10 protein-coding genes are annotated in these 12865 nt (G+C 53.3%); 3 read left to right on the forward strand and 7 right to left on the reverse strand.

The window, feature by feature from the left end:
• Positions 1-131: 131 nt before the first annotated feature.
• Complete coding sequence (locus CRP01_RS32720) at positions 132-3083, reverse strand: S8 family serine peptidase (RefSeq protein ID WP_099154296.1); 2952 nt, start codon at positions 3081-3083, stop codon at positions 132-134.
• A gap of 150 nt (positions 3084-3233) precedes the next feature.
• Here CRP01_RS32720 and speD point away from each other — a divergent pair, with 150 nt between their 5' ends.
• Together speD and CRP01_RS32730 are read left to right on the forward strand one after the other, a co-directional pair.
• The gene (gene speD, locus CRP01_RS32725; protein WP_233752806.1) at positions 3234-3632 is read left to right on the forward strand and encodes an adenosylmethionine decarboxylase; all 399 of its coding nucleotides are present in this window, start codon (positions 3234-3236) and stop codon (positions 3630-3632) included.
• A 34-nt stretch (positions 3633-3666) separates the two neighbouring features.
• The gene (locus CRP01_RS32730; RefSeq protein WP_099154298.1) at positions 3667-4245 is read left to right on the forward strand and encodes a hypothetical protein; all 579 of its coding nucleotides are present in this window, start codon (positions 3667-3669) and stop codon (positions 4243-4245) included.
• 23 nt (positions 4246-4268) lie between these two features.
• Here CRP01_RS32730 and CRP01_RS32735 read toward each other — a convergent pair whose 3' ends face one another.
• The 5 genes from CRP01_RS32735 to CRP01_RS32755 form a co-directional block, all read right to left on the reverse strand.
• Complete coding sequence (locus CRP01_RS32735; RefSeq protein WP_099154299.1) at positions 4269-5063, reverse strand: creatininase family protein; 795 nt, start codon at positions 5061-5063, stop codon at positions 4269-4271.
• A gap of 70 nt (positions 5064-5133) precedes the next feature.
• A complete protein-coding gene (locus CRP01_RS32740; RefSeq protein WP_170110631.1) occupies positions 5134-6315 on the reverse strand; it encodes a glutathionylspermidine synthase family protein in 1182 nt (393 codons plus the stop codon).
• A complete protein-coding gene (locus CRP01_RS32745) occupies positions 6305-6862 on the reverse strand; it encodes a hypothetical protein (RefSeq protein WP_099154301.1) in 558 nt (185 codons plus the stop codon). Before CRP01_RS32745 ends, CRP01_RS32740 begins: the two co-directional genes overlap by 11 nt.
• Before the next feature lie 232 nt (positions 6863-7094).
• Positions 7095-7505 carry a secondary thiamine-phosphate synthase enzyme YjbQ gene (locus CRP01_RS32750; RefSeq protein WP_099154302.1) on the reverse strand — a complete coding sequence of 137 codons (411 nt, stop codon included), beginning with the start codon at positions 7503-7505 and terminating at the stop codon, positions 7095-7097.
• Between the two features lie 66 nt (positions 7506-7571).
• Entirely contained in the window at positions 7572-8288 is a 717-nt protein-coding gene (locus CRP01_RS32755; RefSeq protein WP_099154303.1) for a CDP-alcohol phosphatidyltransferase family protein, read from the reverse strand.
• Between the two features lie 216 nt (positions 8289-8504).
• Here CRP01_RS32755 and CRP01_RS32760 point away from each other — a divergent pair, with 216 nt between their 5' ends.
• Positions 8505-11513, forward strand: a complete 3009-nt coding sequence (locus tag CRP01_RS32760) for a T9SS type B sorting domain-containing protein (protein ID WP_099154304.1) — start codon at positions 8505-8507, stop codon at positions 11511-11513.
• 66 nt (positions 11514-11579) lie between these two features.
• On the opposite strand, the gene CRP01_RS32765 is transcribed toward CRP01_RS32760, so the two are convergent.
• On the reverse strand, positions 11580-12590 hold the full coding sequence (locus CRP01_RS32765) for an SRPBCC family protein (protein WP_170110632.1): 1011 nt from the start codon (positions 12588-12590) through the stop codon (positions 11580-11582).
• Positions 12591-12865 lie beyond the last annotated feature (275 nt).

The following is a 12865-nucleotide window of genomic DNA, read 5'->3' on the forward strand; positions in this document are numbered from 1 at the left end:
CCGGGCGGAGCAGTTCCATCTGTCTCAGTTCCGATGTAGGAAATTCACAAATGGATGCTTTGTCTTCTTATCCTTAAATCAGTTCTGCCTCCGGCGGATCGGAACAAGCGATCCGCCGGAGGCAAGTTAGACTACTGCAGTTTAACGATTTTCTCAACCGCCAGTACACTGCGGCCGTCGGTCAACTGCACGAGATAAAGTCCCGCCGGAAGATCGCGGGTAGGGACTACGATCTGTTGCCGGCCGGTATGCCCGGCCCCATCCCGCCGGTAGAGCACCTGACCGCTGGTACTGAGTATCCGGACGCCAAGGCCATGGGCCGGGAGTTCCCGGAGATCCCAGGATACGGTCAACTGTTCCCGGACTGGATTGGGAAATACTCGCCAGGAATTGAGCTTTTCCGGTTCGTTTACAGCATTCACGCAATCGGTGATAAACGGCAGGTTGCCGAAGAAAATACTTTGATTAACTCCACAGTCGGACTGTACCTGGGCCTCGTAGCTGGTGCACTGATCCAGACCGCTGATGAGAATGGTGGTATCCGAAACACTCAGCGTATTCCAGTCATCCGTAGCAAGCGGCCGGTAGCGAACATTATAATCCGATACCCCCTCCGCGGACATCCAGGTCAGTTGTGCTTCGTCGTGGCTGACAAATACCGTATCCATTGCGGACGGCAAAGCGCAGTTGGTCGCCGGAATGATCTCCAGACAGTAGTCTTCCACTTCCCCGAAAATGTTACCACCAAACTGAGCACAGGGGCTGGAGGCCTGCTGGAATCGCATGGCGATCCGCATCCGGGTATTGCCCAGTTTGGCGTTTTCCGGAATGGTGATTTGGCCGATCAGCGAATCCCTCGTGGTCATGCCGGGGTCGTATACCAGTTCTTCGCTGGCGAATACGCCGTCCTGATTGAAATCGATCCAGACCAGGAAATACTCGCTGTAGGACTGCTCGGAAAAGCCCGGCTTCAGGAGAATGTCGTAGGTGCCGTTCTGCTCGATATAGGGCGCTTGCAGATCGCTGAAGAACCCGTAACCGTCATTAGATACACTTTCGTTATTGAGTGTGCCCAGGTTGACCCGTGCTATCCATTCTCCGCTAGCGTCGTAGGTGCCCGGATTGCAGTAATCCGCTTCTTGGCAAACGCCGCAACCGAGGGTGTTGAAGGTGAAAATGTCACTGGATGCGGTACGGTCATCGCTGCAATTTAAGGATACCTGGTACTCGTAATTGGTACAGGTATTCAGTCCGGTCAGCGGTACGGTGGTCAGTGCGGTGGTAATTTCTTCCCAGGTGTCCGTACCGCTTTCGCGAAAACGCAGGATATACTGGTCGGCCGCCAGCACGGAAGGCCAGCTTACGGTAGCACTGAATTCCGTAAGATCGGTAACTATAATTGGGACCGGCGCTTCGCAGCAACCATCGGTCTTGAAGGTCCGGCTTCCGGAATAATCCAGAATGTCCTCTCCACAGTAGGTCTTGATCTGAAATTCGTAATCGGTACATCGCTGCAGATTTTCCAGCAGATACGGGCTGACGGCTTCGGTGATCTCCGTCCATTCTGCGGTGCCGATGATGCGGTAACGCAGATCTACCCGGCTGATACTGTCGTTGGCGATCCAGGTAATACTGGCCTGCGAATCGGTGATCTCCCGCGGATTTACGCTGGTAGGGGGCTGGCAGTCCTGACAATTGGCCATCAGCGCCTGCATGCTGTTGTTGATGTTCAGTCGGCCGCCGGTGACCGTTATGTCTTCCAAACTGGTATTCGGAGTCGTAAAGTTCAGGATGTAATCCCGGATAAGCAGGGCCGCTCCCGCCGGATCACTTTTCGCCACGGCCATGAGGGTCGGGCAGGGGGCGGCGTAGAGCAGGGCGATGGCTCCGGTAACGTGTGGCGTCGCGCTGGATGTTCCCATGAACAGTCCGTAATTGGACCGGGTGGTGGTATAGGCTTCCTGACCGTAAGCGCCCAGATCAATACTTAATGGGCCGTAGCCGGCCCCGGCCACTTTTTCATCATTCCGGTCAATATTCGTGACACTGAGCAGGTAATCACTCGGGCAGGTCGTCGGCAGGTCGCCTTCCACGTCTACATCCAGGTTCATATTAGCCGTAGCGCCGACGCTGAGGATGCCGTGTACACCCAGGCTATCGTAGAGCCCGCACCAGATGGGAGCATCCTCGGCGAAGCCGCGGTCGCGCCCCCAGGAGGCATTGGTAGCGACCACAAAGGCGCCCTCCAGTCCGTTCGTTTCGTTGTAGCGCATGCGTTGGATCAGGGGGTAAGAATAAGCCTCGATCACGGTAGCTTCCGAGGTGTTGAAATTACTCTTCACCGTCATCAGCTTTACCCGCCAGTTGACCCCGCTCACACCGACGCCATTGTTACCCACGGCACCGATCACACCCGTGACGGAAGATCCGTGGGTGCCGCCGGCTCCGATATCATCATTGTCCTGGAGTACGTTCCATCCCCGGTAGTCATCGATGTACCCGTTGAGATCGTCGTCGATGCCGTTATCGGGGATCTCCGCGCGGTTGATCCAAAGGTTTTCGGCAAGATCTTCGTGGGAAATATTGACGCCGTCATCGATCACACAAACTACGATCGTATCCCCGTCGGCGGTGAGGCCCCCGGTAGTGACATCCCAGGCGAGATCGATATCCAGGTCGGCGTTTTCCAGGCCGCCATCCGTGCCGGGATTGATGTATTGCCACTGATTTTCGAAAAGCGGATCATCGGGTACGGTTTCCCGCAGATCGATAAAGTGATTGAACTGGGCCGCTACCACGGCCGGGTCCCGGCGAATACTGCTGAGCAGTCGCAATTCGTTGGCCTTACCGTGGTCAAAATGAAAAACATAGATATGGAGCGGTGGAGAAATTCGATCCTGCAGGCGAAAGTCGGTAGGCCGGTTGGCGAAACTTTCCCAGTTCCGGGCCCAACGCTGCGGATCTTTTCCCGGTACAAGCTGTACGATGATTTCCCCGAGTCGATGATCCGTTGTTTGGCCGGACATGGTCGTCGAGCTAAACAAAAGGACGATTAATAGAAAAAACAGGTCGACTTTCTTCATACTTGTTTACTTTGTAGTCCCGGCTGACAAGGCCGGCATAGAACTTCCAATACCTCCGACCGCTAGCCGGATTTACATCTAACGTTATTGTCCTAACTTTATTGAAAAATTAGTTTTAGCAGACCAAACCTAATGAATAAACGTCTTCCAGTGAGCAAATCAACCCTAAAAGAAGCAGAAAAACGCACGCTCCCTCCTCCCCGAACGCTCGGCCGGCACTGGCTGATCGAGCTGAAAGATTGTGCTCCCGGCTTATTACAGGACGTTCCGGGCGTAGAGCGGATCATGCGGAAAGCGGCGACCGTCGCCGAAGTGCACATTGTATCCGGGCATTTTCATCAGTTCAGTCCCTACGGCGTAAGCGGGGTGCTGGTGATCCAGGAAAGCCATCTGACCATCCACACCTGGCCGGAATATGCCTACGCGGCGGTGGATATTTTCACCTGTAGTCCCGAATTGCGGGTGCGGGAGGCGATCCGGCAATTACAGCAGGATCTGGAAGCCGGTGAGGTAGAAGTGAAAATGCTAGAACGCGGTCGTCTGGAATGACCCGCGAGGAGTAACTAGATCAACAGTATCGCCTATGCCGACCGGAAGGATCGGAATAATCCGACACATCACCAGTTTACGAGGATCCCAGTGCTATCGCTGCGAGCACTTCTTGGGTAAAAGCCGGTGCCGGGCATTCCCCTATCGGGATATTCCCCGGGATTATCGCTTCGGGAAAGTCAAACATTACCTGCCGCTCGGCAATCAGGTCGGAAATTACGTCTACGAAGCAAAAGCCGAACACCTCCGGGATGATGCCTACTATCGTCTGGCGGAAGAAAAAGCACTCGCTGAATATGATCACAATCAGGAACGATTGGCCAACATGATCCTGGAAGGATTGCGGAAAGCAGAAGTCGGGTTGCATCCTAAGGATCAACTGATCGTCACCGCATCCGGTCCTTTACGGTCGTCCTTCAAGTTCTTCATCGATTTCATCCCCGCCGAAAGATCCGTGGATCTGGACCTTACCGATCTGGAAGGTGTTGCCGGCAGTCTGATCCGGGCCATCGAAGCCAAAAGTCTATCGCCCCGCTTTGTGATGATCATCTCCGGAGACGGTAGCTATACCTTTGAACAGGGCTACCGGCCGGGCGAAATGGTCGGCCGGTAAATATGCATTTTGGGTACTTCTATCTAACGCACCGGCAACTCCCGGAACGTCTTTTCAATATCCGCCATCAGGTCCACTACCGATTCCACTCCCCATTGCAGGAACTGTTCGCCTTTTTCGGCCGTAGCCAGGGTGGCATCGCCCCAGGTGCCGCTTTTGGTCATGGCGTAGACGCTACCGGGGGCCGAAAAGAAAAAGGCCGTGTGCAGCGCCGGAGATTTGGTTTTCGTTTCCGGGAAGTTGGGAAATTCGGTATTGAGCTGGTCTTTGTCGATCAGGTCCGGACGGATGGCGAGGATCATCGATACTTCACCGTCGCCGGCGTGGAGTCCTTTCCCGTTTTCGGTAGCCTGGGCCCAGCGTTCGGCCGGTATCCCGTCCCAGTAGTTGAAGGGAAAGGCTTTTGCGCCTTCCGGAAGTTGTTCGGCCGCCTGCGCGCAGGCGTAGGCTAAGGCGTAGGTATTGTCGTAGTGGCCGTTGAGAAAAACAATGCGTTTAAATCCGGCCCGGGCGAAGGAAATGGCCAGTTCCTTGATCGTGGCCATAAAGGTCTCAATGCTCAGGCTGAATTCGCAGGCAAAACCGCGGTGCGGATAGGAGAGGGTATAGGGTAGGGCGGGCGCTACCAGGGCATCTCCCTGCTGCTCGGCCACCCGGCGGGCGATCTCCTGCGGAATGAGTACATCGGTGCTCACGGGAGAATGCGGGCCGTGCTGTTCGGTGGCGCCGACGGGTACGTAAACGGTGTGGTGTTTTTTTAGAAATTGCTCTAGTTCCAGATTGGTGATTTCGGCCAGGAATACGGATTTCGGTGTCATTGGATTAGATTTTGGTACGAGGCTGCTATTATACTGCGATAATCACAGAATACCAGCATCTCTGCCCCATTTAATCCATGATGTAATGGCCGATGAACTCCGCATCCGCATCAACGATCAGTCCATCCCGGCGGCGGAAGGATAGGGCCGCGGCCTGTCCGGTGTAATAAACCCCGGCCTGGTAGATATCGCCGTCACTGTCCACCGGGAGCTGGGTATAGGACTGGTAGACCTTGGGGAAATGCCCGAAATCGCCGTAGTTGCGTTCCCGGCTTCGACCCGTTTCGTCGAATACCTGGACATTTTCACCTTCCCGGCCGAAGAGTACTTTTTCCACGTAGGGGCGTCTCCGAAAATCGCGGGGGCTATCCGTTGTCTCCAACAGGTAAGGGTGATTGGGAAAAAGCTGCCAGAGAATTTTCAGGATACCTTTGGACTGGAACAACATGCTGTAGGCCGGATTGAGGATCACGGCTTTTTCCTTAAGGGTCAGTTCGGTGAAAATGTTCATCAGTCCGGGTTCCTCCATGGCGATAAATTCCCAGGGGATCAGTTTGAAACAAAAGTCGAAAGGCAGATATTCCTTACCGCGTTCAATGAAGATGCCGTCTTCCGGGGAAAATACGACCTCCGGTAGTTCCAGCATTTCGGTGTGGAAGCCCAGTTTTCGGGCAGCATCGGCAATGAGGAAGCTGTTCAGATTATCTTCTGTATGACCGAGCGTGGTTACGAGAAACTCTCCCGACTTTTCCGGATGCAGTTCCCGGATCTTCAGCATCTGTTCCTGCAGGAGATCGTAAAAAAGGTTGAACTGCTGGTCCGGCCGAAAACCGGCGCGCTGGAGCTGGTGCGGCTGAATGTCGACCGTTTCGGGAAGGGTAGTGGCGGTATCGGCATTGAATTCGATCAACTTGGCCGGTCGGCCGTCGATCACGCCCGCCAGGTCGAATCTTCCGTACAGCAGGGGATAGCGATACCGGTTTTCCCAGGTGTACTCGATGATGCGGGTCGCATTGGCGGGGATGCCCAGTTCCTGCCAGCGCCGATTGCTGACTACGTGCCCGGCTGCCTGCTCGAACATATCGTAGAGTTCGGCACAGGCATCGCGGTAGGCCTGGACCTCCGATTGACTGACTCCGAGCAATTCGCCGGTCAGGTATTCTTCTTCGACGTACCATTCGAGGCCGCGCCCGATCTTTTTGACTTCTTTTTTGGTATACGGGGCAAATTCGACCAACCGATCATCCACCATAGGAACGACTGGATTTACTGCTGCTGCCGAAGCCTTTGCTCGAACCGGAAGGACGGGTAACGGTGGTGCGGCGGGCTGTACTTTGCATACTGCTGTAGGCATTGTTGTGCACCCGGTTGTAAGTTGACTGGTTCTGATAGACCCCGGGAGAAGGCGGAATGCTGGTACTGCGGCCCAGGTAAAATCCCATCAGACCACCGTAATACGTGCGGTAATGACTCCGCCGGTGGGTGCCGGTGCTGGTCGTATCCGCACTCATGGCCTGGGCTTCGTAGAGGGAGATGGTATCCCGGCGCCCATCCAGATAATCCGTGATGATCTTGCTGTCGGTCTTATCGGCAACCACCTGTTCATCAACGATCTTATACTGTTCGGGTTCCACCTCTTCCATAAAGGTGATGACGCCCTGGGTAAATTCTACCTGTTCTTCGGTAATGGTGTCACTGCAGTTCAGGACCAGCAGGGATAAGGTCAGGGTAACGAGGGCGATCCAGACGGCTTCCCGGTACTGGTGGGGAAACGACTGTCGAAACTTTGAGGTTTTCATGCTAAGTTGTTTTCTTCAGAAATGGAACGATTGCGCGTTATGGTCGCTTGAAGTTAATAAATTCTGCTATTGCCGGGTTATTTTATCGATTAAACTCCGGTCCGGTGGTACGATCGCATAGGATTGGGCCGGCAGAATGCGGGACTGGTGAGCGCTCGAATTGGGGCAATCCCCTTTCCTCTAAACGGCCGGCCTGGGATTGGTGTATATACCCTGGTTCCGGATCGGAAAGCTAGCCGTACACGGTAGCTACCAAATGGCGGCCGCTGGCCCGGTTGCGGAATTCACACAGGTAGATCCCCTGCCAGGTACCCAGATTGAGCCGTCCCTGAGTAATGGGAATGGTAACGGAGGATCCGATCATAGCGGCTTTGATATGGGCCGGCATATCATCGGGCCCTTCCAGGGTATGGGTCAGAAAGGGAAGATCTTCCGGTACGATATGATTGAAAATGCTTTCGAAGTCATCGCGAACCGAAGGGTCGGCATTCTCATTAACGCAGAGCGCCGCCGAGGTATGCTTGATAAAGAGGTTCAGCATACCGGTAGCCGGGAGGTCCGGCAATTGTGAGAGTACTTCCCGGGTGATCAGATGATAACCCCGGCGATAAGCCGACAGGGCAAATGATTTTTGGAGCACCATAGAATTTATAATGAATGATGATTGATTAAGGGTGAATGAACGGATCCACTACCGATCGATCTTTGGTCATTGATTGCCCGGAGCTAAAAAATGCCGGCTCAGATTGAAAAGTATGTAGAGCAAAATAACGGTAGCCGGGCCGGCAACTCCCAGTACGACCAACAGCACGATGGCGATACCGACAAAGATAAATTTAATCTCATTGCCCGCCCAGCGGAAGCTGGAGAGTTTCAGGTTGAACATGGGAACGTCCGATACCAGCAGCCAGGAAAGTATAATGGCGAGGGTGAAAATGAGCCAGGGCTGGATAATGAAATCGGCCAGACCGAAGCTGTTGTAATGAAAAATGGCCAGAATACCGGCCACAAAGATGGTGGAAGAAGGGGTCGGCAAGCCCAGGAAATGGTCGGTTTGCCGGGTATCGATATTGAATTTGGCCAGCCTTAGTGCCGAAAAAAGGGAAATGATGAAGGCCGGAGAATATTTCCAGACCAGTTCGAGCCGTCCGGGGTCGCCGCCATCATTCTGATTGAGCAGATAGTAGAGGATCGCGCCGGGCAGAAGACCGAAAGTGACCATGTCGGCCAGGGAATCCAGTTCTTTACCCAGCATGGATTTGACGTCCAGCATCCGGGCAACCGCACCGTCCAGATAATCGGCGATGATGCCACCGGCCAGTAGCACCAGACATAATTCTACCTGATCGTAAAGGATGGCGACCGTTGCGCAGCAGCCGCAGAACAGATTTAACAGGGTGACGGTATTCGGAATATACTGCTTCATAACCAACGTTTCGCCAGTTTTTGGCGTCTAATTTTACAAAGGTAGGTAATTGCTACTCGCCGACAGGGATAGCCTCTCAAAAAGGCATCACTTTAGGCAAAAAATTGTTTCATTGACGTTAATGTTTTGTAAAAACTCCTGGTAATCTTGATCTAAGCCGGCCCCAACTCGTTTTACATTATATGTTTCCCCAAAAATTACCGTGAACATTCTACTATGCGAAATCTTTACCTGTTCCTGATCTTTATGGTGATCTTGCAGCCCTTCGTATCGGCTCAGATCACTAATGATATCTGTAGTGATGCCATTGAATTAACGAATTTAGTCAGTTGGTGTTCGGAGCCCAATGCTTTTTCCAACGTTAACGCTGAGGACGAAGGCATCATTGAAAAACCTTTCTGCTTTTTTGATACGCCCAACAACAAGGATGTCTGGTTCGTATTCACTGCCATCGGCAATACGGTTAATATCACCGTGACCGGTGATGTGGAAACCAACCAGCAACAGGTGGGGACCCTGCAGAAGCCCAATATCGCCCTCTATTCGGGGAGTTGTGATGAGCCAACGGAGATCGAATGTGTGGGGGATGGGATCGGCGTCAATTCTGTAAATACTTTGGGCGGCCCCCTCTCAGTCGGAGCCGTTTACTACATCCGGGTGAGTGCTCAGGATGATTTTGAGGGAACTTTTCGACTCTGTATCAATAACTATAATTCCGTTCCTGCTCCTTCCGGCGACTGTGAGCCGGGCGTGATCCTCTGCGATAAATCCCCTTTTTCCGTAGAGCAGGTTTCCGGTTCCGGTAATAACCCGAATGAGATCACGGATATTTTTTGTGGGAACGGCTCTCCGGTTTCTGAGTTTGCCACGAGCTGGTACAAATGGACCTGCGATGTGGCCGGTTCGCTTACCTTCACCCTGACCCCGCTGAACCCGGCGGACGATCTCGATTTTTATCTGTATCGCCTGCCCAACGGTATTGACGACTGTAGTGGAAAAATCGTTTTGCGGAGTATGTCTTCCGGAGAACAGGGCGGATCCCCCTTTTCGGTCTGGGAACCCTGTACCGGACCTACCGGACTGAATCTCACGGACGCGGACGTCAATGAGAACTGCGGTTGTGATCCCGGCGACAATAACTTCCTGGCGGGTATCAATATGGACGCCGGTGCCAGCTACGCACTGGTAGTGAGCAATTTTTCCAATTCCGGTAGCGGTTTTTCCATTGAGTTTGGCGGTACGGGCACTTTTCTGGGGCCTACGGCCAATTTCAACGCTACCCCGGAAACGATCTGCGTGGGACAGTCGATCACCTTTACGGACGAATCTGCCTACGTGGGCAATCTGGTCGGCTGGGCCTGGAATTTCGGAGCCGATGCGCAAACGCCCACCGCTTCCGGACAGGGACCTCATACCGTTACTTTTGACCGCCCCGGCGTAAAGGGAATCCAGTTGTCCGTAGAAGCGGAGCGCGGCTGTATCGTGACGGCTACCGTGCCCATTCTGGTCGAATGCTGTTCGGATCACTTTCAGACCGGGGGCGTCACTTCGGACCTGGTCTGTCCGGGTACCAACACGGGCGCCATCGACCTGGAGGTCCGATCGAATTATCCGCCGCTGTCTTACAACTGGAGTAACGGGGAAGTGCGGGAAGACCTTTTCGGGCTGGAGGCCGGTAATTATACCGTTTCCGTGGTCGATGATGTCGGCTGCGATACGGAGCTATCCTTCGTTATCGACAGCCCTCCGGAGTTCGAGTTCGACACGTTGGTGACCATGCCGACCTGCAACGGAGGAACGGACGGGGCGGTGCAACTCCAGGTGAGCGGGGGAACACCCGGCTACGAATACAACTGGCAAAATTCCGGTTACGGGCCGGATAACGGACTGAATAACATCATGCAGGGCGACTACCCGGTCGTAGTGCGGGACATGAATAATTGTGAAACCGAATTGCTGCTACCGGTACGGGAACTGCAACTGATCCTGGATCCAACGGCCAATGCGATCACGCCGCCCTCCTGTTTCGGATTCTCGGACGGTACGATCGAACTGGATATCGGCAACGGCCTGCCCGCCTACGAATACAACTTCAACGACGGCAATGGCTTCGGAAATAATAACATAAAGAACAATCTGCCCGCCGGGACCTATACGGTTAATGTGCAGGATGCCAATCTCTGTAAGGGCGTATTTGAGTTCACCATCGAGGATCATCCGCCGCTCGACCTGGCCTTCGATCCTACGGACATCAGTTGTTTCGGATTGACGGACGGCGAAGTAACGGCTTTGCCTACCGGCGGCGTTGGCGATTACTCCTATACCTGGGGGACCAGCAGTAACACGGCCAGTATTGACGGTCTGGCCGCCGGGGATTATACCGTAACCGTGCTGGACGGCAACGGCTGTGAGATCAATGGGGTGATCACGCTTACCCAACCCAATCCCCTGTTTATTGACGTGGTCGACATTGTGGATAACCTCTGCTTCGGTGATGAAGACGGAGCGGTGAACGTACTTGGCTCCGGCGGAACGGGCCCTTACGAATACAGCCTGGACGGGATCACCTTTCAGGTCGGCACGTCCTTCGGGCAATTACCGTCCGGTACCTATGATTTTACCGTGCTGGACGCCCTGGGGTGCACCGAAACGGTGGGAGCTACGGTGAATCAGCCCGCCGAACTGACTGTCGACGCCGGGCAGGATCAAACCATCGAACTGGGATATTCCACCACGGTCCGGGCGCAGCCCAACGATCCGATGGTAACTTATAGCTGGACACCCAGTGGTGAAGATATCTTCAACTGTCTGTTCAGCGATTGTCAGGCGGGTGAGGTCATGCCCATTAATTCTACCGTCTTTGAAGTGACCGTGACGGATCTGACCGGCTGTGTCGCTACGGACTCCGTACGGGTAGCCGTGATCAAGAACCGGCCGGTGTATATACCGAACGCCTTTTCTCCCAATGGGGATGGTCCCAATGACCGCTTTACCGTCTACGCCGGACCGGCGGTAGAAAGTATCCAATCGCTGAAAGTATTTGATCGATGGGGAGATCTGGTCTTCGAACAGGGTGAGTTCGCGCCGAATGACGAAAGCATGGGGTGGGACGGCATGTTCAACGGCCGGATGATGAATTCGGCGGTCTTCGTTTATCTGGCCGAAGTACGATTTATCGACGGGCTGGTCGTGAATTTTAAAGGAGATGTCACACTGCTCCGATGACTTAATGATTCGATGATCTGATGTTTTTTCCGCATCACATCATCGAATCATCAAATAATCAGATCATCAGCTCTTAATCGGGTAGATGACTTTTGTCAGCCAGCGGCTGGGGTCCGGTTCGTTAGTCGGATCCGTGACGTATTCCTCGATCACGGGCATTTCCGTTTCCAGCTTTTTCAGAAGTACATAGTTGTCGATAATGTTGTGGGCGCGATCCATCTGGTCGTAATTGCCGTAAAAATTAAGTATGATGGCCTGACCGTCCGGTAGCGCTACTGTTTCGAATTCTCCGCCCAGATCTACCTCTTTGGCTACGGGGATCGCCGCCATCATTTCGGCGGTCTGGTTTTGCTCATCCCAGGAGAAATAAACGCCGCAGGGCTGTCCGGCCATGGAGATCTTCTTGGCGGAAAGTTCGTTGTACACTTTACCCAGGTTATCTTTGTAGAATTGCTGGATCTCACTCATTTTGACCGTGCCGCGGATACCGACCATATAGGAGTAGGGCATATCGCCTTCGATGATCGTTTGTTTGGGCGTAGCGCTTCTTTTTTCCGATTCTATTTTTGTCTTCAGCTTGTTGAGGCCTCTTTCGAAATCATTCCCGATCGCTTCCGTCATGTCCATGAAGAGCAGCATGGCGTTCATGGGATAGGGCATCTTGGAGTCGAAACCCCAGGTCACATAGGTGCCTTCCGGCGAACCGGCGAAAGTCCAGGGAGCCTTGGCGCCGCCCATGCCGTCAAATTCCACATCGACCAGCAGCCTTGAGCTGGGTTCGGATTCGAGAATGGTCATTTTACCACTACCGGATTCGTCGCCGGTCCAGGTATAATAAGCGCCTTCGCCGACGCTTTTTTCTCCCATCGTGACCTGCATGCCGGGGTCCATTTCTTTCCAGGGCGACCAGCTTTCCCAGGTCTTCAGGTCATTTACGGTATTAAATACCTGTTCGACCGGAGCGTCAATGGTGATCGATTTGGCAGTTTTCATTTCATTGGGGGCAATCGCACCGAGCAACAATACCAGTACGATGAGTGCACCAATTACAATCCCGGTGATCTTTAAGGCTTTCATAAAGGTGTGTTTAATCATACCGCCGGGTAAACACTGTACAGTTGATCCGTACGCGGGGAGATGCTGCGGTGAAATGGGGCAGCGCAGTCCTTTACGTAGTCACTTGTCGGTGGTGATGTAATACATCGCCCGGGTGTATGGTGTTTAAAAAATCAGGAACTGGTCTTAACCGATTCCAAGGGTGAAATTTTGTAAACTAATTATTTAACAAAAATAAAATAAAAAATATTTGTTTCAAATAAAACAAATTAAATACGTCCGGTTTTTCTTGTTTT

It is taken from the genome of Flavilitoribacter nigricans DSM 23189 = NBRC 102662 (assembly GCF_002646595.1).
GTDB lineage: Bacteria > Bacteroidota > Bacteroidia > Chitinophagales > Saprospiraceae > Flavilitoribacter > Flavilitoribacter nigricans.